Source organism: Mucilaginibacter angelicae (assembly GCF_042434235.1).
Lineage (GTDB): Bacteria > Bacteroidota > Bacteroidia > Sphingobacteriales > Sphingobacteriaceae > Mucilaginibacter > Mucilaginibacter angelicae.
Genome location: NZ_JBHLTS010000004.1, coordinates 604,435 through 625,482, shown reverse-complemented (window position 1 = coordinate 625,482; position 21,048 = coordinate 604,435). Strand labels below are relative to the sequence as shown.

The following is a 21,048-nucleotide window of genomic DNA, read 5'->3' as shown; positions in this document are numbered from 1 at the left end:
CATCAAGCTATGCAATCGAATATTGGGTTAATTTTAGAAGAGCGTGCCGCGGATATCGGGAATTTTCTTGTAGGCAGGCTTCTCCCTTTCCGGGAAAAACGGGCAGTAGGGCCTTTTGTTTTTATAGATCACATGGGACCGACTCTTTTGAAAGATTATCAAAATCTGGACATTCCGCCGCATCCACATATCGGACTATCTACGCTGACTTATCTTTTGGAAGGAGCTATTTTCCACCGGGACAGCATCGGGAATGCCGTTGAAATAAAAGCAGGCGCAGTGAATTGGATGAATGCAGGAAAAGGCGTTGTACACTCCGAAAGAACACCCGAATATCTAAGAAATACAGAACAAAAACTTCACGGATTCCAGATCTGGGTGGCTCTTCCAAAGGAAAAGGAGCAAAGCGAGCCTTCATTTTTCCATATTGAGGCCGACGAAATCCCGGAATGGAGCGTAGGTGATATACATTACAAGCTAATTGCCGGTGAAGCATTTGGAAGGAAGTCGGGCGTTCCGGTGCATAGTCCGCTTTACTTTCTGGAGATAAAATCCCAAACAGCACAAAAAATAAATATTGGTCACGAGCTTTTTGGTGAAGTGGGTATGTATATTCTTAGCGGATTTGTAAATATCGAGGGGAACACTTACGGGCCTAAACAGTTATTGATTGCTAAAAACGCCAACTTATGCGAATTTGAAATGGGCGAGAACACCACGATTTATCTTTTTGGGGGTGAGCCATTCGCGGAAGAGCGGTATATTTTCTGGAATTTCGTCAATTCTGATAAAGAAATAATCGAACAGGCAAAAGTCAATTGGCTGAACCAAAACCTGAGCGCCTTCCCCAAAATTCCGGGAGATGATCTGGAATTTGTTCCGTTGCCAAATGCAGTATTGAACAGAAAGTAAAATATAACTTAAAGAAATGGCGGTAAAAGTAAAAGCAACTTTGGGTACCGAAAAATATTATACCGAAGTAATCGCAGGAGAAAACCGGTTGATAACAGATGAGCCTGTCGAAAGCGGTGGTGGGAACAAAGGCTTCAATCCTTACGAAATCCTCGCCACGTCACTCGCAAGCTGTACTGCAGCCACTTTGCGGATGTATGTTGACCGGAAAGGCTGGGACATCCCGGAAATCAATGTAGAAGTAGAGTTGAAAAACTTCCCGCAAACTCATACGGTACAATTCACGAGCGTAATCAATTTCGGGGATATTGAAATTGAAAAAGATCTGGCATTAAAAATTCACAAAATTGCTGAAGCCTGCCCCGTCCATAAGATTCTGACCGGGACTATTGAAGTAATAACGCTGCTAAAATAGATACCAATACTCTAAGTGACTATTCAAGTGGTTAACTTCCTTAAGAACGGTACCTTTGTGCAGCACGTTTGAGAATGTGGGGTTTTACCACTTTGACAGAATATCTGTAAGCGGCAGTTGGAATCCCTCAAATGGTTTGGCCAGAATGGTTTTGGCAACGTCAAATTTGAACATACGCAAGCCATTTCAAACGACTTATTAAGAGATGTTTATGGGGATGTGTTTTATTTCAATGGCAATACACAATTCAAATTGGGCAAAGGCTGGAACGCGGAACTGAACGTTTTTTTCCAATCTAAAACCCAAAACATCCAATTCGACCAGGCAGGTGTGGGGCGTGTAAATGCGGTTGTCCCGGAAAAGTTTTCAAACAGTCTTTCAGTGAGGTTAACCCTGACCGATTTCCTGGAGCTGTTTAAATATAGTGTCACTTATAGCATTTTGCGTTAACAAGAACTAATTATCAAAACACCTTCGATACCCGCGGTTTTAATGTCAGTTTATACGGTCAAAATGATCTTTACTTTTTTTTGTGTAAAAAACAGAATATGAAATGATTGCCATTTGTTTATTTCCAGGTTTTACCGTTGGTTATACCGGTATATCCCTGACAGAATCGAGCGTAGATTTTTTTGTGTGTAATCCCGGTAAAATAGCGAGGGCTATAATGGTCAGAAAAATAAGTATGCTGATCAGCGTATAATAATCTATTGCGGTTTTTAACAAAACCTGCCGGTCCAGTAAGTTTTTGAGCATATGTGCTGCACCGGTTATACTCGTACCGGTGTCGGAGTTATGGCGGAGAAGCAAATGCTGGTATGATTTCAGTCGGGAAACGGCGGCGGGGTCAGTTGCGGACAGTTGATCCTTGAATCTGTCAAGATGCAGACCGGTATCGTATAGCTGAAAATAATTGATGATGGCTATACTCAGCGTGGTACCCAATAATCGCATGGAGACTGCTGTAGCCCCTGCCGTGGGTCCCAGATCCGGGGGGACGGAAGTGACCATGAAAACAATGATAGGTGTTAACAGCATACCTGCACCGGTGCCCTGCAATAGCAGCGGTAAATAATAAGCTGAATCATTAGCCTGATTACTGAACAAAAAGATCATCCAGATATAATGCGTTAGTAAAATGGCGAACCCTGCCTGCCAGATGAGATAGAATGACCGCTTAAAGATCATTAGCCTGGATGATATCAGGGTTCCGGCGATTGCGCCAAGTATGTTGAAAATTAAAATATTGCCAAGGTGAGCAGGATCCATGCCCAGTACATTCGTAAAGTACAGGGTGGTAAAATTGAAAGCGCCCCGTGCCAGATATAAGATGATGATAAGGCCAATGCCGGTGCGGTATGCCGGGTATTTGTAAACGTCAAGGTTAAGATACGGCTGTTTAAGATATCGCTGCCTTATGATATAAGTTATGAGAGAAACGGCGAAAATGATCGTGCCTTTAATGATCCCGGGATCCGAAAACCAGTTCAGCTGCTGCCCGTAAACCAGTAAATAGGTAAGGGAGAGCAGAGCGGCTGCGTAAATAACAAAGCTTTGCCAATCGGGATGATCGAGCGGTATTTTAGGGATAAGCCGCTCCCTGTTCATGATCAGCATGGCGAATAAACCGCCCGGTAAAAAAGCATACATGACGATCAGGTAAAGTTCATTATAGTTTACCGTATCCAGAAAGGGGGCTGTCAGTATGGTAGTTACCGGAGAAATACACAGCAGGATGCAATAGACAACCGAATAACCGATTTCGCGTGCGCGTTCTGTTTTAAGGTGGTTAAATATTAGGGAAATGCAAATAGCGGCCAGGCTTATATTGGCTATTCCCTGCAGGAACCGGAATATCAGCAAGGAGACCAGGTCCCTGGAGCACCAGGCCCCGTATGTGGTTCCGATTTCCAATATCAGACTGATCAGGAGATAATCCTTAGTAACCAGGTATGCAGCAAATCTTCGTTCAAACGGAAAATAACTGACCAGTCCAGCGTACAAAACAATCAACGAATAATTGGCATCGTTCGGGTCTATACCGTAAAAACCGCAGGCGGCATTTATGCTTGCCGTTGATATGGTAAACAAGAGTAAATTGGGTACCAGCAGCATAAATATGCAGAGCTTGACTGCCCATTCCGGCACCCGGTCCTTATACATTTTCGGAGGTGTTATCATGGGTGCCTGATGACTTTAACCGTCGCATTCATTCCGGCACGAAGCATTCCGGTATGTTGTCTGCTATCGGTCAGTTTTATTTTAACAGGTATACGCTGCACTATTTTTACAAAATTCCCGGTAGCGTTATCTGTGGGCAGCAGGGAGAAACTGGAGCCCGTACCTGGAGAGAACGATTCTATCTGTCCATGAAAAACTTCATCCGGAAACGCGTCAGTTTCAATCAGGACCGGCTGGCCTGTACGCATTTCACTGATCTGGGTTTCCTTAAAGTTGGCGATAACCCATTTATCCGCATCCTGATTAACGATATTGGCCAGGGTTTGGTTCGCCTGGACAAATTCACCGTTCTGAATGGTTTTGCGGCCCATTTTTCCTTTATAGGGGGCTGTAATAACGGTATAGCTTAAATCAAGCATGGCCCTTTTCTGAACGGCATCGCGGCGCCTGATCTCCGCTGACAAACCGGCTTTCCGGGACCGGTAATCTTCAATACGGGAGAGGGCAGCCCGGTAATTGCCAAGAGCCGATTCATAGTCGGACCGGGCTATATCCAGCGCTTCTTTTACCGCCTCCAGCTGCTGTGCCGTTGCCGACTCAGCGGCGAACAATTTGCTGTAACGGCTATAGTCTTTCTCCTGTTTGGTCAATCGTGCTCTTGCGGCGGAAATCTGTGATTCACTGACTGAGGCAAGTCTTGCCGCTGTCATGATATTGCTTTCCAGTACGCTAAGCTCTGCCCCTGCATTAGCGGTAGCTTCCGCCGATTCTGATTCCAGCAACAGGAACTGACTGGGGTCGATCTTTATCAGTGTATCTCCCTGATCTACCTGCTGGTTATCTTCAAACCTGACCTCTTTGACATATCCGCTTACGCGCGCCACTACAGGATTGATATATTCCTGTACCTGTGCGTCATTGGTTATCTGATACCGGAAACGATCAGTTATTATTCTGATCCCCATTACCAGTAAAACAATGAGGATCACGATTGCCGTCCAGGAAGTGATCCGGGTAATTATTTTGTCAGTTGCTGTATAGTCTTGTGTTGTCTTATCCATTTTATAAGGTTCCGATTATTTTTTGAAGCTGGTAATATCTTAGCTGTGCAGCCACCCTGGCGGCCGTAAGATCAAATTTTGTCTGCAGCAACTGTACATCTGCGTCCAGGTAATCAGTGATCAGTGATGTTTGGTTCAGGTAGCTGTTTTTAACAATGCGCAGGTTTTCAGTTGCCTGAATGATGCTGGATCTGGCTACCCGGATACGTTCCTGGTCATCCAGAAACCGCAGATACACTTCCTTAAGACGATTCCTGATCTGATCTTCAATATCCAGATGCTCCATGGTGTTTTTTTTAACCTCCAGTGCCGCGATATTTACGCGGTGTTTGTTTTTAAACAGGGAAGAAAGGGGTAATGACGCCCGGACACCGACGGATCCAAGTCCGTAAAGTGAGAGTACATAAGGATAAAACCGCCCTTGCGGATAGCTGTAAGCATAATTGGCGAATAATCCTATAACAGGCTGCGTATTGGCTCTGACATCCCGCAACCGGAGCTCACTGAGGTTTCTTTCCTCTTGGGAAATATTAATCTCATGTGCACCGGCCAGCGCTTTTGAAAGTAATGTCTCGTATGCCGCAAGCTGTATAGTATCAGGTAAAAACGGCTGCAGCGGTTCAATAGGGGTGCTGTCGGCCTGACCCGTCAGCAGGTTTACTTTTTGCAGGGCTATCGCATTGTCGCTTTTAATTTCATTGACCTGCAATGTCTGCCGGGATAATTTCAGCTCGGCTCTCAGCACGTCGCTTTTTAGGATCACACCATTTTTATATATCGCTTTTATCTGCAGTAAAACTTTATTCTGCTCTGTGATGTCCTGGCGGAGCAGCTCCTGGAATGCCCTGCCCCGCAAAAGATCCAGATAATAAGCGGTTGCGAGCAGTTTAATTTCGGATTCCGTAAGGTTTCGCTGCTGTTCGCTGATCTTTACATTTATTTTTTGCGCGTCTATTTGCCTGTTTAAATGCCCGGCGTTATATAAATTGAAGAATACTGATGCACCGAGGCTATAGGTATTGTTGGCAACCGGGTAGTAAGTAGGACTATGAAAGATACCGTCTTCGAATTGCGGCAGATTACTGAGCTTGGCGTATTCTCCGTCAAGACTTATATCCGGGAGGCGCGAAACAATCGCGTCTTTTACCTCTTCCTTGTGTTGTAGCAGCTCAAGCTCTCTTATTTTCAGAACCTTACTGTTCAGAGATGCTTTTTGCCAAAGTTCATCGATGGTGAAATAAACAGCGGGATTCTGTGATGACGCCTGGGCGGTACAACTGAGGGACGCACCGGTAATAAACGTGTTTAAAAGAATAAAGAATTTTATGAGTGGTACAGGCCCTTTCGGCAAGGTCCCGGAACACACACGCTGTTTCCAACTGAAAACTTCATCCGGAAGGGTTTTGAAAGACTTCCTAAAGACCGTCGGTAATGAAGGTTCAGGCTCCTGATGGGCACTCACCTTATATTTTTGCCCCATATTCCAGGTTTTATCCATTTATCTGAATTTTATTCAGGCGTACCAATATGAGTACCATAGATTAAAGAATTGATTAACAGTTAATTGTATTGTTTGGCGGGTTTTGCTGTCTTATGATATATCGTAATTTTATGTTAAGGTTAAATGGAACTTATACAGAACCTTGTTCAATTGATCACCCGGAGAAGCATCTCCGGCTATGGCCGGACGTTGGCAGTGACCAGGCATATCGTCATAAATTGACGATATATCGTTATGTTGAAAAGTCTGATTGTGTTTGTTGTTGTTTGATTATCAGTAGAATATGAAACGGATTGGAATTTGATAAGTTCATTCCGTCACATCTACAGTTTATGTTAACTTATAACGAACCCCCTGAAAGAAAAAAATATGCCCGATAAAAAAATGCATAGTTATTTTTACGGGGCGGTTCAAAGGAAAATCTGTTTTAGCCTGGTACTCATCGCTGCCTGGTCCCGGGTTCAGTGTCAGACAGATCTTAAGAACTCGTTAAATGATCTGAAGACCCAGTTTGTCACGGCGAAAAGCGATAGTCAAAAAACCAAACTGGCCTTAACTATCGGCAGCTTTTACCTGACCAACAAGGTATCTACAAAAGCCATGCGCGATTCCTCCCGTTCATATCTCGCAATAGCGGAAGCATTGAATAATACAAGCCCTTTGAAAGACGGATCCGATGCAGTCAAAATGTTGAAACTGAGAATTCTTTTATTGGATAACCAGGCTGCGGAGGCAGACAAAATGATAGCAGAAAGTTCCGGGGCACTTTACTGCAAGCTCCACTTTTTGGCGGGCAGGTACTTTTTAGAAAAACCCGGTGAAGAAAAAGCAGACCTTGACCTTGCCGGCTCACATTTTTTATCAGCACAGCATTATGCCGATAAAAAAGGCATGCCGAATATTTCGCTCATTAACCAGGCCTATTTTTATAATCTGATGGTTGAACGCGGCATCGACGAAACGATTTGCAACAAATATTTCGACAAGATTTTAGCCCTTTGCAGAGCTTATAAAAGCAAACGGGTTGAAATAAAGTTATTGCAGAACAGGGCCATTAATGATTTGAACCACCATAACTTACCGGGTTATATGATTAAGACGGCAGCTGAAGCAAGGGCGGGAGGGGAAATAGCCGTTGAAATTTTTTGCCTGAAAGAAATAGCTGATTATAACCTGAGGCAGGGAAGGATAGATTCGGCAGAACAGCAGCTCAACACGGTTTTAAAGATGTACAAGGCTCTTGGCTATAAAAATCTGCAGTTTACCTATGATCTGTTGGCCGGTGCTGCTCTGGCAAAAGGTAATATGGAAAAGGGGATGAGATACAGCCTGGCCACGGTTAAAGCCGCTGAGGAAACAGGAACGGATCACGCCATCAACCTATTTTATAACAGGCTTGCCGGCCTGTGCCGTGACCTGGGATTAAAAAGACAAAGCCTGATGTGGTACCGCAAATGGCAGGAAGCCGCAATGAGATCAGAAACAAGTTTTCCGTATGCCGCCTATAGCGCGCTGGCAAACGAGTTAATCTCGCAGGGCAAGGCAAGGCAGGTGTTAAAGACGCTGGACAGCGCCGCCAGGGTATTTAAATTTGACGCGAACGGGATGTTTCTGATACCGCAGCTGAAGGCAGATTGTTATGTGGCTTTAGGCAAAACGGACAGCGCTGAATTTTACAACTTCAGCATCATCAAAAACCTGGAAAACAGGGGTATGAAAGACTATCTTTATTACCAGGCGTATCAAAACCAGGCTGCGTTTTATATTAAACAAAAGAAATTCGAAAAAGCATCGCCTTTTGTGGAAATACCTTTGAACGCAGGCATGGGAGTAGTCAGGGCAGTCGATATGGCGATCTTACAAAAATTTAAATTTAAGATAGACTCTGCACGGGGCAATTATCTATCAGCGATCAATCATTTCCAGGCGTCAAAAAATATCAGTGATTCTATTTATAATCATGTCAGGGTCAAACAAACGGAACAATTGCAGCTGCAGTATGCCACAGCGGAGCGCGACCATGAGAACCTGATACTCCGCAACAGGAACAATCTGCAGCGCAGCGAATTGGAAAAAGAAGGGTTAAACAGAAAACTGATCAGCATAGCGCTTTTGGGTTCTGTATTTGTTACAGGCCTGACACTTTATCTTTACCGCGCCAAGCAAAAAAACAATAAAATGCTTCAGATCAGACAGGAAGAGATCAATAAACAGAACATTCAGCTCAGCCAGCTCCTGCAGGAAAAACAATGGCTGATGAAAGAGATCCATCACCGCGTTAAAAACAACCTGCAGATCATCTCCAGTTTATTAAATACACAATCTTCTTTTCTTGATAACGAACAGGCTATAACTGCCATCAGGGACAGCCAGAACAGAATGCAGGCCATATCGATCGTGCACCAGAAACTTTATCAGTCTGACGACCTGGCTACCGTCAGCCTGCCGGTTTATATCGAAGATCTTGCCCGGAATATCCAGGATTCCTTTCAGACCAGGCAGCATGTTCAATTTGAAATAGATATAACCGAAGCTCAATTAAATACGGCTCAGTCTGTGCCCCTGGGACTTATTCTGAACGAAACTATTACCAACAGCGTTAAGTATGCTTTCACAGAAACCGAGGTTGGTGTTATTTCCCTTTCGTCTTCGATATCCCCGGACAATTATTATGAATTGGAAATACGTGATAATGGCAGGGGCTTGCCGGAAGATTTTGACATAGACTCCTGCACGTCATTAGGAATGAACCTGATCTCGGGTCTTACCGCCCAGTTGGGAGGAAGGCTTGACATCCGTTCGGAAAAGGGTGCCGTGATTTTAGTAGCGTTTCCTTTATAATTATTACCCCCTGCGCAGCGTTCCGGTTTTGAAATATGTCATACGGTCACGCATTGAAGGTTAATCAGTTTAGCCGGATAATCGGAAGGGTGCCTTTAAGGGCACCCTTTAAAACAGATCGTGTTGTGATAAGTTAAGACTGGATAAAAGCTAATATATCAGCATTTATCGTCGCCGCTTCGGTGGTCGGCATTCCGTGCGGAAATCCCGGGTAAGAAATTAGTTTTCCGTTTTTTAACAGTTTTACGGATTTCGCGCCTGAGATCGGGAAGGGGACAACCTGGTCATCTTCGCCGTGCAGTACCAATACCGGAATATCAACACTTTTCAGATCCTCCGTAAAGTCGAATTCTGAGAAAGCTTTTATGCCGTCATAATGAGCCTTAACTCCGCCCATCATGCCCTGGCGCCACCAATTGTCTCTGATCCCCCGTGAAATTTTTGCGCCTTCTCGGTTATACCCGTAAAACGGAATGGTGAAATCCTGGAAAAACTGCGGCCTGTTGGTTGCTGTTTCTACACGTATCCCGTCTAAAACGGCAATAGGAACACCTTCGGGATTGCTGTCACTTTGCAGCATGATGGGCGTCACCGCGCTTACCAAAACAGCTTTGGCCACACGATCTTTGCCATACTTTGCCGCGTAGCGGATAACTTCGCCGCCCCCTGTAGAATGACCGATATGGATGGCATTCCTCAGATCCAGGAATTCGGTAAGTTCTGCCACATCGGCTGCGTAGGTATTCATATCGTGACCAATGGAGCCTTGTGATGATCTGCCATGACCCCTGCGGTCATGCGCAATTACCCTGTATCCCTTTTCAAGGAAAAACATCATTTGCGCATCCCAGTCATCCCCGGATAAGGGCCAGCCATGATGAAATACGATAGGTTGCCCTGTGCCCCAGTCTTTGTAATAAATTTCAGTTCCGTCTTTTACTGTGATTTTCATGTTTTGCAAGTTATAAATATGATTTAATGCGTTTGGTTACCGGACCCAGTTTTGCTATTAACATGCCATTGGATTAAATATTTGAAAGTCAGTTTTTTGTATGTTTTTCGGGCGTTGTGCGGATGACGCTATATCGTCAATTTACGCCGGAGGAAACTAACTTCAACTGGTTTGGCATTTGATCGTATTTGATTATCGCAGATACAGGGGAGAAGGAGGCAATGCCGGATTGGAAGGGCGTCGGATATTTATCCTGGCAGCGGCATGCAAAGCTTTACCCGTAATGATTTGATTTTTTTCTGTTTTTTTCATCGTATTTATACGCTGTTAGTCCGTAATTAACTTTTTGTTAATCTCCGGCCTGAACTTTGGCCCGGTGTTTCAGTAAGCGCCGATACTTTATAAAACAATAAACGATGAGAAGAACAACAACTATGCTGTGTACCTGGGTGCTCCTTTGCTTTTTCGGCCCCGTGTATGCACAGAACAAACACGGTAAAACAACTTTATACCCCAGTTACAAGGGACTGGTGATGGCCGGTTACCAGGGGTGGTTCAGGGCACAGGGCGATGGCAGCGGGGCAAATCATTTTGCTTACGGGAATGAACAGCGGTCTGGTATTGATATGTGGCCTGATGTCAGCGAGTATGAAAAAACATATCCGACTCCCTTTAAACTTGCCGACGGCCAACCGGCACGATTTTTCAGTTCGACAGATAAAAGCACTGCCGATCTGCATTTTAAATGGATGCGTGATTACGGGGTAGACGGCGTTTTCATGCAGCGCTTTTTTACCAATGCCCGCCCCGAAAACCGCGGGGAGGACCGGGTGTTCCGCAACGCTTTTGAAGCCGCGTCGGCTTATAAACGTGCCATTGCGGTTATGTACGACCTTTCGGGGCTTGCCGGTAAAGGAGAAGATTGTTCAACCCTTATTGAAGACTGGAAATACCTCGTTGATGAGTTAAAGGTGACCAATCAGAAAGGTACAGGCACTTACCTGCACCATAATGGTAAACCCGTTGTTGCTATATGGGGTGTTGGTTTCCCCGACAGGCCATATAATATCCGGAACATTGGCATTGAACGCTTTATTGATTTTTTGAAGAACGATCCTGTTTACGGCGGGTGTGCCGTTATGATAGGCGTGCCGAACTCCTGGCGTACGCTCCGGGCTGATTGTGTAAATGATCCCTATCTGCATGATATCATCAAAAGATGCGATATTGTATTACCCTGGAGCGTACAGCGCTATTCACCCCTGCTGCATAATGATATGGAGAGGTACCGGGATGATGTAATTGATGATATTAAATGGTGCAGGGATAATCATCTTGATTACGTCCCCTGCGTATATCCCGGTTTCAGCTGGCATAACCTCAGCCGCTATGAGTTCCCCGACGATGTAAAGCCGGTGGGTTCTGTTCCGAGGCAGGGCGGCAGGTTTTACTGGCAAATGCTGTCAACGGCTGTATCCGCCGGGGCAGAGATGCTCTATGTTGCCATGTTTGATGAGGTGAACGAAGGAACCGCCATATTCAAGGGATCAGATAATCCGCCTAAAGTGGGAGATGGAACGGGCACCGCATTCATCAATCTGGACGGAAAGCCTTCGGATACCTACCTGTGGTTAACCGGTGAGGCAGCCAGGATGCTGCGCCGTGAAAAGCCGCTCGTGTTCAAAATGCCTGAACGCAAATAGAAAGCAATGAATTCAGTTAAACAAAGCCTGTTGCCGGTCCCGGTAACAGGCTTTGCTGTTGTGATACCGGATAAGGTGTATATGCAACTGGCAGCGGCAGCTTTATTAAACCTGATTAATTATCCCCGAAGCCTTAAATACTTGATTTTTGCTTGCTTTTTAACTAATTGATAATCAAGTTTTTAATTTTTAATAATAAAAATTATCTCAACTAATTCATTATTAACTTTTTATTAACTCCCACAAATTTCTTTGAGTTCATAATCAGATTTTACCAATTAATCTAAAGTTATGAACATGAAGAAAATTTTATTAATGCTATTGGCATGGTGCCTCTCGGTGCCATTGTTTGCGCAGGACATACCGATAAGCGGTAAAGTCATCGACCAATCGGGCGGACCGCTGATCGGCGCATCTGTAAAGGTAAAGGGCAGTTCACAGGGTGTGGTTACCGATACCAAGGGTACCTTTACTTTAAAGGTAACTGATCCCAAAGCCACGCTTACGGTCAGCTATATCGGCTACAATAGTGTCGATGTTGACCTTAAAAACAACCGGACCGTTACCGTAACCCTAACAGCGCAGCAAGGAAGCCTTGACGAAGTAGTTGTAGTGGCCTATGGTACACAGAAACGGGCCAATCTGACCGGTGCGGTATCGACCGTCGCCGGAAGAGATATCGTAAAGAACTCCAATAATGATGTCACCAACACTTTAACCGGCCGCGCGCCGGGTGTGCGTGTGGCGCAATTGTCCAGCCAGCCCGGTAAATTCGACAGCCAGATCGATATACGCGGTTTCAGTTATGTTGACCCGAACGACGTAAACGGGAACCAGCAGGGTGGGCCGCTTTTTATCATCGATGGTGTGCAGCGCGATAAATCGGGTTTTGATCACCTCGACCCGAATGAGATAGAAAGTGTAAGTGTTTTAAAAGATGCCACCGCGGCTATCTATGGTGTAAAAGCGGCGAACGGTGTTATTTTGGTTACCACTAAAAAAGGTAAACAAGGCAGCATACAGGTTACCTATACCATGCACCTGGGCAGGCAGTTCATTACCAAATATCCCAAGCTTTCAAACGCATACGAGTATGCCACGCTGTATGATGAACAGCAGATCAATAATTTTATCAGCGGTAACCAGCAGATAACGCCTCCGCAATACACGCCGCAGCAAATTGAAGATTTCCGGACCGGCAAAACGCCAAGTACCGATTTCCTGAAAGCCATCCTCGATAATACCACCTCGCAGCAGCAGCATAACATCACGGTCAGCGGGGGAAATGAAAAGTTAAGATTTTTTGTATCAGGAGGATATTTTGACGAAGGCGGTTTGCTGAAAACGGATATCGAATACGGTAAAAAATATAACTTCCGCACGGCTATTGACGGGCAGCTGGGTAAGGGACTTACCTTTGGCATTAACCTGGGCCTGAACAATGTGATGAGTAAGAGCCCGAATACAGCTGCCTGGTCACTGATCCGGAACGCATGGTCCATCAGTCCTACACAGTCACTTTATTCAAACGGCGATACCCGCTATCTGAACCAGTTCTATAATCAGCCTAACGATAATCCGCTCGGACAGATTACGGAAAGCCTGGCTGGCTACAATAAAACCAACGATAAAGCGCTCACCTCAACGTTTACATTAAATTACGAGCTGCCCTTTGTTCAGGGACTGAGCGTAAAGGGGCTTTTTGCTTATGATAACAGCTATACTTTTAACCGCAGCTTTCGTAAAGAGTTCTATCAGTATCAATATGACAATACCACACAGCTGCAAACCCCTTTTTCACACCAGGGGCCTTCGCAGCTGAATGAATATTTCGGCCAGGGCTTAACCAATGATCTACAGCTTTCTTTGAATTATAACCACAGCTTCGGAAAAAGCAATGTATCCGGCCTGCTTATTTATGAGCAGATCTACCGCCAGGGTAACAGCAATAATGCCCAAACCCAGTTCGTAATTGATGCTATTGATCAGCTGGCTGCCGGCAACCGTGCTACCGACGTGGTCGGCTCCGGATACAGCCAGAGCGGCAACCGCAGCTACGCCGGTAAATTCAACTATGATTATGCCGGTAAATACCTGGCCGAGTTCGGTTTCAGGGAGGATGGTTCGTCATACTTTCCCGTTAAAAGCCGCTGGGGATTTTTCCCTTACGGATCAGTAGGCTGGCGTATTTCAGAAGAGCCCTTTATAAAGGAGAAGCTGAAGTTTGTGGATAATATCAAGCTCAGGGCTACTTATGGTAAAGAGGGGGACGATCAGGCTGCAGCCAATACTTTTGCTTACTTAACCGGTTATATTTATCCGAGTTCAGGCTCTGGTTCACTGGCGGGTTCGGTATTCGGCCCCGGTTTTGTGAAAGGGGTTGACTTTAAAAATGCCGCCAACGCCAACATCACCTGGTATACTTCAACCCAAACGGATATAGGTCTGGATTTCTCCCTGTGGAATGGCAAGCTTACCTTTGAGGGCGACGTTTTCCGCCGAGAGCGCAGCGGCCTGCTGGGTTCGCCTATTTCTAAAATACCAGGTACTTACGGCGTGAATTTGCCTCAAGTAAACCTTAACGGCGACCGTACACAGGGTTTCGAGATCGTACTGGGGCACCGGAGCAAAATAGGAGCTGTTGACTTTGCCGTATCCGGTAATATGTCGTATGCCCGTACACAAAACCGGTATATCGAACAGACGCCTGCCAGCAGCGATGCCGATAATTATCGCAATAAAACCGCTTACCGCTACAACGATATTGTCTGGGGTTATAAGGTTGCGGGCCAGTTTCAGAATTTCCAGGAGATATATGCCGCCCCTATACAGGATGGAGCAGGCAACCGCAGCCTGCTCCCGGGTGACCTGAATTACGTTGATCTGAACGGCGATGGCATCATTGACGGGAAAGATCAGACCGTTATCGCCCGCGGCGGCGGTAAACCGGCCATTTATTTCGGTACCAATTTCGAGCTGGGTTACAAGGGGTTTGATTTTTCCATGCTGATACAGGGCGCAACCATGTATTCGGTATCTTATCTTGATCAGCTTTCACGGCCGTTTTACTTTCAGTATGCCAACCCCATCTCCGTTTTTGCCGACAGGTGGCACCGGCAGGATATATTTGATCCGAACAGCCCGTGGGTACCCGGCAGGTTCCCTTCAACAGGACAGCGTCAGAATTATAAGGACGGCGTTCCTAACTCGTTCAGCAATTTTGATGCAAGCTATGTGCGTATCAAAAGCATCGAGCTTGGCTACACCTTTGATAAAAAGCTGCTGGGGCGGTTGGGGATCAACCGGTTCCGGGTATTTCTTAACGCGTACAACCTGTACACCTTCACCGGGAAAGGATTGGATTTTATAGATCCTGAATATTCAAGTAACCGCTTATACAGCTATAACTATCCTATAACCCTTAATGTTAACGCCGGTGTACAGGCAACTTTTTAAACCCGATATCATGAAAAACTTAAAATATATAACTGCGATTTTTGTTTTGGCGGGTTTATGTGCCTGCCGCAAAAACCTGCTCGATGTGCAGCCGACCACGCTGCTCACCAAAGACCAGATCTACGGAAGCCCCGCCGGGGTAACAGCCTATTTCGCGTCGCTTTATAAGGATATGCCTGTTGAGGATTATGCCTTTTGCAACGGTCGTTTCGGGCAATTCCCGGGTAACGGTGATCAATACACCGCAAACTGGAGCGATGAGGCCTTTAGTTCAAACAATGCCGGCATCAATGATGAGAACTGGGGAAAACTCTATAAATCCATCCGTAATGTAAACACATTTATTCAGGAGATAGCGGCAGTAAGTAATGTCGATGCACCTACAAAAAAACGCTATCTGGCGGAGGCGCATTTCGTAAGGGCGTATTATTACTTCGGATTGGTAAAATATTATGGCGGAGTTCCGATCCTTACCGAACCGCCTGCGGATCCCAATGCCCTGCTGAAGCAGCCGCGTAATAAAGAAGAAGAAGTCTGGGATCTGATCAAAAACGATCTGGAACAGGCAGCGGCGGATCTGCCGGAGACAAGTGATTATGGGAGGGCAAACAAATATGCGGCCCTCGCGCTTGAATCGCGTGCGATGCTGCACGCAGGCTCGATAGGTAAGTTTGGTACAGTGCAGCTGGGTGGTGTAGTGGGCGTAAGCCCCGCTAAGGCTACCGATTATCTGCAGGCAGCCTACAATGCAGCTAAAACCATTATTACTGCCGGTAAATATAGCCTGTTCAATAAATATCCGACCGATCTCTCCAAAAACTTCCAGTACCTGTTTTACGAATGCAAACCGGGCGATGCCAATACCGAGGCCATACTCTGTAAGGGTTATGACTATGCAGGAACCCAGCGTACCCACTCGCAGGATCTAATGGTACTGCCGGATTATATCCGCTCGCCGGCCGGTTATGATAATCGTCTTGAGCCTACGCTTGACCTCGTTGAAAAATTTGAGTCAAAAACCAGTACAGCAGGGGCGGCGGAGCCATTGAACATCGGTACTCCGGCAAGTTATGTACACTATCCAACGTTAAGCGGTCCTTTCGAGAACAAGGATCCAAGGCTGATGGGGACCGTAGTGGTTACCGGCACCTCGTTCCGCGGGGCGGTGATCACCGGGCAACGGGGTGTTATTTATAATAACAGGGAATATAACGGCAACCAAGTACTTCAATATTTTGATGTGAATACGCAGTCGTTTACCTTAACGCCAACCAACGTTACAGGTACCGGTAACTCCAATTCAAATTCACTCACCTTCTGGCTTAAAAAATGGACGGACCCGGTTACCGACCGTAACCTGCTGCGTGACTATACTTCCCGTACCTCATGGCTTGACCTGCGTTACGGCGAGGTATTGCTTAATTACGCCGAGGCCTCGTTTGAATTGGGTAAAGATCCTTCAGAAGCGCTCGGCGCTGTCAACCAGCTGCGCGCAAGGGCTGGTATGCAGGCCCTTACAGCGATCAGCCGGGAAAAAATCAGGCATGAACGAATGGTTGAGCTATCTTTCGAGAACCGCACGTTTTGGGATTATATCAGATGGCGTACCCTTACCACTGACTTTAACCTGAGGCAGGAGTACGGCCTGGATATTTATTACGATATCAGCGCCAAAGACTATGTATTCAAGAAAGTTCCCGTAGGCGGCGGAAAAACCTATCAGCCCCGGAATTATTATTCACAGATACCGGGCGGCGAGCGTTCGCTAAACACATCACTTATTGATAACCCAGGCTATTAAACATCAATTGAAATCATGAGATCATCATTTATATATACCTTAATTCCCTGCATGCTGCTTCTTTATGCGGGATGTAAAAAATATGATAATTATAAGGCTCCCGATGCAGGCGTATTCGGGAAAGTGACCGATGTTGAAACCGGCAAAGGCCTTGAAACCAAGCTGCCCGGCGGCGGCGTTATCAGGTTTTTACAAAATAATAAGGCGAAATACCCGAGTCCGCAGCCTATTGATATATCCATTAAGGCTGACGGATCTTATTCGGCAAGCCAGTTTTTTGCTGATAATTATAAGGCATTTCCGCTGAACGGCCCTTTCATTTATGCCGGCGATTCGGTCAATGTGGTGTTAAGTTCAAACGGGAAAGCACAGCTTGACTTTAAAGTGATCCCTTATTACCGCATTTCGGCCGCTGTTACCGACAGCACATTCAATTATACCGTAAACAAAGCGCCCGAAAACGATTCGAAACTGGTTGAGCTGATATTTATGGTCAGCAAAGATCCTGTGGTGAACGAGAATGTCAGCTCGAACGTAGCCGGTCCGGGTACGTATTATGCGAACCTGTGGAAAGTGCCCACGGGCGGTACGCCGGATGCAGCCATCATCGGTATACCGCAAACCTTTACTTTTCACTGGGCAGATACGAGACTGCCCAAAGGCGAGTATTATTTCAGGATGGGGGCAAGGGCTTCCAATTCACCTAATTCAACCTATAACTACAGCCCGGTAATCAGGGCAACGGTACACTAAATACAATTTTGAACAATAAAACAATTAACCCAGATTTTTTAACATGAACAATTCCGTCCTGCATTATATTGCAGGGCGGAATTTGCCGGAAATACAGGTCGGTACCGCTCTCGGTCAGATCAGTATTTCCGGATTAATTACATTATGAAACGTATATTTTTATTATTCGCCCTATCCGCTTCAACTGCATTGCAGGGTTTTGGACAACAGCTGCAATACCCGGGCGTTTTTGCTCCTTCTGCAGGTTTTGTTAAAGACCCTGAAAAGCCCTACCGCCAGGAAATATGTTTAAATGGCTCGTGGCAGTTTCAGCCGGTAAAATTGCCTGCCGGATTTCATGAAGGAAACGATCCTGCGCCATCCCTGCCGGATATGCAGCCGGACAGCTGGGACAAAACGCCCATCCGTATCCCTTCTCCCTGGAATGTGAACAGCTTTGCAGATGAGCAGGGGCAAGGCGGCGATTTCCGTACTTTTCCGTCATATCCCCGGGAGTGGGAGCATGTAAAGATGGGTTGGCTGCGCCGCAAATTTATGGTCCCCGCTGGTTGGAACAGTAAACGTTTGCTGCTGCATTTTGAAGCGCTGGCCGGCGATGCCCGCATCCTGATCAACGGAAAACCGGCCGGTGAACATTTCGGTATCTTTTTGCCTTTTGATCTGGATGTAACCGCCATGGTGAAAGCAGGCGCTGAAAATGAGATTGCCATTGGTGTCAGAAAAGCATCATTGTTTGATAAAAACGGCAGCTACGGCAGGCGCGTTTATCAGGCCGGTTCATTTTGGGGGCAGCATGTAACAGGTATCTGGCAGGATGTTTTTTTGGTTGCTGTACCAAAGGTTTATGTGAAAGATGTTTTTGTTAAACCTGATGCACAGGGGGGACGCCTCGCTGCTGAAATCACCCTCAAAAACGATGGTGACCGCGAAGCTACGCTGACAGTTGACGCAGAGGCTTTTAAATGGCAAGCGGAAAATACTTCCAATCCTGCTGAGCCCGCCGGAAAACTGGCTTCGGCTGCTGCGTTGGATATGACCGCGGTTAAAGTGCGCGTACCTGCCCATACCGAACGCGTGGTGACGCTCGATGCTCCGGCGGGCGATAAACTTGCCCGCTGGTCGCCGGGTGATCCTAATTTGTATGCATTACTGACGCGCGTAAGCAACGGCAAGCAACCGCTCGATACAAAATACACCCGTTTTGGCTGGCGTACCGTCAGTTTAAAAGGAGGACAGGTACTGCTTAACGGAAACCCTGTTGTAATGAGGGGTGATTCCTGGCATTTCCTGGGCATACCGCAGATGACCCGTCGTTATGCTGCAGCGTGGTTTAAGGCTATGCGCGATGCCGGGCTGAATGCCGTGCGCCTTCATGCGCAGCCATATCCGTCGTTCTATATGGATGTAGCAGATGAAACGGGTATATTGGTGCTGGACGAAACCGCTATCTGGGCGAGCGACGGCGGCCCAAAACTGGATGACTCCCAATACTGGCAGGACACTAAACATCATGTTGCCGAATTGGTATTGCGTGATCGTAATCACCCCTCCGTTTTTGGATGGAGCGTATCCAACGAGGTGATGCCCGTGGTGGTGAATGTAATGCGCAATCCGCCGGGTGTAAAGGATACGCTGATAAAATTTTACGGTATCTGGGCGGATATCTGTCGTAAACTTGATCCCACCCGCGCCTGGATCTCGGCGGACGGGGAGGATGATGCAGAGGGTAAACTGCCGACTTATATAGAGCATTATGGAGGAAGGGAAGCCATGGAAAGAGCCCGTAAAAGCGGTAAACCCTGGGGAGTGGGTGAAGCCGGAAATGCCTATTACGGCACGCCGGAACAAGTAGCCGAGACAAACGGTAACCGGGCCTACGAATCATTTTTAGGAAGGATGGAGGGGGTTGCCCAGTCATCTTATCAAAACCTTGTTCAGCAGCGTGATAACGAAGCCATTTATAACAGTGTATTTAACCTGGTCTGGTATGGTTTACGGCCGCTGCCGCTCGGACTTAAGGATAAAACCAAAGCACCCACACTTGATGACGGCGTATATTTTACAAGCTATAGGGAGGATAGCCCGGGGGTACAGCCTGAACGGCTTGGCCCTTACAGTACGACACTGAATCCGGGTTATGACCCTTCTTTGCCGCTTTACGAAACCTGGCCCTTATTTGATGCCATAAAAGCCGCCGCCGAAAATAAACCTTTTGAAGTTGGCAAGCTTGGCGAAAATCATGAAGTCAAAGAGATAACACCTGCAGCCAAAGGTTTGCCTGCAGCAATAATGGGAGGTGCCGGCAGCACACTGGCTTCCGATCTTAAAAAAGCAGGTGTTACTGAACAACAGGTGAAAGGCGTACCGCGCATTTTATTTATTGATGGCAGTAATCCACCCGCTGCACAAAGTAAACAGGCCATTGATAAAGTGCTGGCAAACGGTGGTACGGTATTGGTTTGGGGTGTAAATAAAGCCGGGACTGAGGCGCTGAACAAATTGCTGCCTGCAGCAATTGAGTTAACTGACCGCAAAAGCTCGTCATTATTGCCGGCAGCGGCTGATGCTTTAACTGCAGGGATCGGTGCAGCTGATCTGTATTTTTCAGAGCTTAATCCGGCAGATGTGATCAGCAACGGGCTGGATGGTGAACTGGTTAAACAAAGTAAAATATTGTTAACAGCCAATAATACCGACTGGCAAAAATGGAATAAACAGCCTGAATACGCCAAAACCGCGATGGTACTCCGGTCTGAACTGGAAGCCAGGCCATCCGGCGCTGCGATGATCGTTTATGAACGCGGCGCAGGAAAACTGATCGTCACTACCTTGCCTGCGGCTCCTAAATTAATTAAGGGAATGCGGCTCGTGCGAAAACTACTCGGTAATGCCGGGGTAGCTTTGACTGAAGGTACGAATGGTGGTGTGCTGAATACGAACGGCGACATAACCGGTGTATTATATGCGGGTAACTTCACTGCGGCATCGGCGGATGAGGCAAAAAAAAGGGTATTTATTGATCCTGCCGCCGCTGATGAAATGAAAGACGGCCTGGAGATGCATCGTAAAATATGGACTTCACTGCATGCTGACAAGGAAACCTTTGATTTATCGATGCTGGATGGCGGTACAGGCGGAAGCAAACAGCAGGTTGCCTATTTAAGCTTCTGGATCTCAAGCCAGCGTTCACTTGAGGATCTGCTTGCTGAGCCAAACCTGCCGGTGGTTGATCTGCAGGTTAAAACCGGCGGTAGCGCAATTGTATTTTTGAACGGTAAACAAATACTTGAAGGCAGTGGCAATGCCGGTGCAAAAGCACTCAAACTGAAGCATGGCTGGAATCATTTTTTAGTCAAACTGGTACGTAGCGGAAATAACTGGCAGTTTGGTGCCAGGCTTACTTCAGATCAGCCTGAGTTTATAAAAACGCTTGGTTCGGCAATTCAAAAGCCGTAAAAACTGTTTTGCAAAT

At 46.4% G+C, this 21,048-nt stretch carries 13 protein-coding genes; 9 read left to right on the top strand and 4 right to left on the bottom strand.

What is annotated here, in order from left to right; all coding sequences use genetic code 11:
* The first annotated feature begins 9 nt into the window (after nt 1–9).
* The 3 genes from ACFFGT_RS02500 to ACFFGT_RS02490 all read left to right on the top strand — a co-directional run bounded on the left by ACFFGT_RS02500 (nt 10) and on the right by ACFFGT_RS02490 (nt 1,777).
* Nucleotides 10–912: a pirin family protein gene (locus ACFFGT_RS02500; protein WP_377020920.1), complete on the top strand. Its 903-nt coding sequence runs from the start codon at nt 10–12 to the stop codon at nt 910–912.
* 16 nt (nt 913–928) lie between these two features.
* A complete protein-coding gene (locus ACFFGT_RS02495; RefSeq protein ID WP_377020919.1) occupies nt 929–1,327 on the top strand; it encodes an OsmC family protein in 399 nt (132 codons plus the stop codon).
* A gap of 117 nt (nt 1,328–1,444) precedes the next feature.
* Nucleotides 1,445–1,777, top strand: coding sequence for an outer membrane beta-barrel protein (locus tag ACFFGT_RS02490; RefSeq protein ID WP_377020918.1), 333 nt, complete (start codon nt 1,445–1,447; stop codon nt 1,775–1,777).
* Between the two features lie 141 nt (nt 1,778–1,918).
* On the opposite strand, the gene ACFFGT_RS02485 is transcribed toward ACFFGT_RS02490, so the two are convergent.
* Genes ACFFGT_RS02485 through ACFFGT_RS02475 form a run of 3 tightly spaced genes read right to left on the bottom strand, consistent with a single transcriptional unit; the run spans nt 1,919 to nt 6,067 of the window.
* Nucleotides 1,919–3,508 carry an MFS transporter gene (locus ACFFGT_RS02485; protein ID WP_377020917.1) on the bottom strand — a complete coding sequence of 530 codons (1,590 nt, stop codon included), beginning with the start codon at nt 3,506–3,508 and terminating at the stop codon, nt 1,919–1,921.
* Nucleotides 3,505–4,569 (bottom strand): HlyD family secretion protein, encoded by a 1,065-nt coding sequence (locus ACFFGT_RS02480; RefSeq protein ID WP_377020916.1) that lies wholly within the window; start codon nt 4,567–4,569, stop codon nt 3,505–3,507. The genes ACFFGT_RS02485 and ACFFGT_RS02480 overlap by 4 nt, the downstream gene beginning before the upstream one ends.
* A gap of 1 nt (nt 4,570) precedes the next feature.
* Nucleotides 4,571–6,067, bottom strand: coding sequence for a TolC family protein (locus ACFFGT_RS02475; RefSeq protein WP_377020915.1), 1,497 nt, complete (start codon nt 6,065–6,067; stop codon nt 4,571–4,573).
* A gap of 372 nt (nt 6,068–6,439) precedes the next feature.
* On the opposite strand from ACFFGT_RS02475, the gene ACFFGT_RS02470 reads away from it, so the two are divergent.
* Nucleotides 6,440–8,911 (top strand): tetratricopeptide repeat-containing sensor histidine kinase, encoded by a 2,472-nt coding sequence (locus ACFFGT_RS02470; RefSeq protein WP_377020914.1) that lies wholly within the window; start codon nt 6,440–6,442, stop codon nt 8,909–8,911.
* A gap of 133 nt (nt 8,912–9,044) precedes the next feature.
* On the opposite strand, the gene ACFFGT_RS02465 is transcribed toward ACFFGT_RS02470, so the two are convergent.
* On the bottom strand, nt 9,045–9,863 hold the full coding sequence (locus ACFFGT_RS02465) for an alpha/beta fold hydrolase (protein WP_377020913.1): 819 nt from the start codon (nt 9,861–9,863) through the stop codon (nt 9,045–9,047).
* A gap of 416 nt (nt 9,864–10,279) precedes the next feature.
* Here ACFFGT_RS02465 and ACFFGT_RS02460 point away from each other — a divergent pair, with 416 nt between their 5' ends.
* From ACFFGT_RS02460 to ACFFGT_RS02440, 5 genes are all read left to right on the top strand, one after another.
* Entirely contained in the window at nt 10,280–11,566 is a 1,287-nt protein-coding gene (locus ACFFGT_RS02460) for a glycoside hydrolase family 99 protein (protein WP_377020912.1), read from the top strand.
* A gap of 297 nt (nt 11,567–11,863) precedes the next feature.
* A complete protein-coding gene (locus ACFFGT_RS02455; protein ID WP_377020911.1) occupies nt 11,864–15,022 on the top strand; it encodes a SusC/RagA family TonB-linked outer membrane protein in 3,159 nt (1,052 codons plus the stop codon).
* Between the two features lie 10 nt (nt 15,023–15,032).
* Nucleotides 15,033–16,823, top strand: a complete 1,791-nt coding sequence (locus ACFFGT_RS02450) for a RagB/SusD family nutrient uptake outer membrane protein (protein WP_377020910.1) — start codon at nt 15,033–15,035, stop codon at nt 16,821–16,823.
* A 15-nt stretch (nt 16,824–16,838) separates the two neighbouring features.
* Nucleotides 16,839–17,576: a DUF3823 domain-containing protein gene (locus ACFFGT_RS02445; RefSeq protein ID WP_377020909.1), complete on the top strand. Its 738-nt coding sequence runs from the start codon at nt 16,839–16,841 to the stop codon at nt 17,574–17,576.
* Nucleotides 17,577–17,720: 144 nt separating this feature from the next.
* Nucleotides 17,721–21,032, top strand: coding sequence for a glycoside hydrolase family 2 TIM barrel-domain containing protein (locus tag ACFFGT_RS02440; protein ID WP_377020908.1), 3,312 nt, complete (start codon nt 17,721–17,723; stop codon nt 21,030–21,032).
* The last annotated feature ends 16 nt before the right edge of the window (nt 21,033–21,048 follow it).

Bases quoted from the DNA above. Each gene is read 5' to 3' on its own strand.
- ACFFGT_RS02480 (WP_377020916.1), bottom strand. From the start codon at position 4,569: ATGGATAAGACAACACAAGACTATACAGCAACTGACAAAATAATTACC.
- ACFFGT_RS02465 (WP_377020913.1), bottom strand. From the start codon at position 9,863: ATGAAAATCACAGTAAAAGACGGAACTGAAATTTATTACAAAGACTGG.
- ACFFGT_RS02450 (WP_377020910.1), top strand. From the start codon at position 15,033: ATGAAAAACTTAAAATATATAACTGCGATTTTTGTTTTGGCGGGTTTA.
- ACFFGT_RS02445 (WP_377020909.1), top strand. From the start codon at position 16,839: ATGAGATCATCATTTATATATACCTTAATTCCCTGCATGCTGCTTCTT.
- ACFFGT_RS02495 (WP_377020919.1), top strand. From the start codon at position 929: ATGGCGGTAAAAGTAAAAGCAACTTTGGGTACCGAAAAATATTATACC.
- ACFFGT_RS02440 (WP_377020908.1), top strand. From the start codon at position 17,721: ATGAAACGTATATTTTTATTATTCGCCCTATCCGCTTCAACTGCATTG.
- ACFFGT_RS02470 (WP_377020914.1), top strand. From the start codon at position 6,440: ATGCCCGATAAAAAAATGCATAGTTATTTTTACGGGGCGGTTCAAAGG.
- ACFFGT_RS02460 (WP_377020912.1), top strand. From the start codon at position 10,280: ATGAGAAGAACAACAACTATGCTGTGTACCTGGGTGCTCCTTTGCTTT.
- ACFFGT_RS02485 (WP_377020917.1), bottom strand. From the start codon at position 3,508: ATGATAACACCTCCGAAAATGTATAAGGACCGGGTGCCGGAATGGGCA.
- ACFFGT_RS02455 (WP_377020911.1), top strand. From the start codon at position 11,864: ATGAAGAAAATTTTATTAATGCTATTGGCATGGTGCCTCTCGGTGCCA.
- ACFFGT_RS02475 (WP_377020915.1), bottom strand. From the start codon at position 6,067: ATGGATAAAACCTGGAATATGGGGCAAAAATATAAGGTGAGTGCCCAT.
- ACFFGT_RS02500 (WP_377020920.1), top strand. From the start codon at position 10: ATGCAATCGAATATTGGGTTAATTTTAGAAGAGCGTGCCGCGGATATC.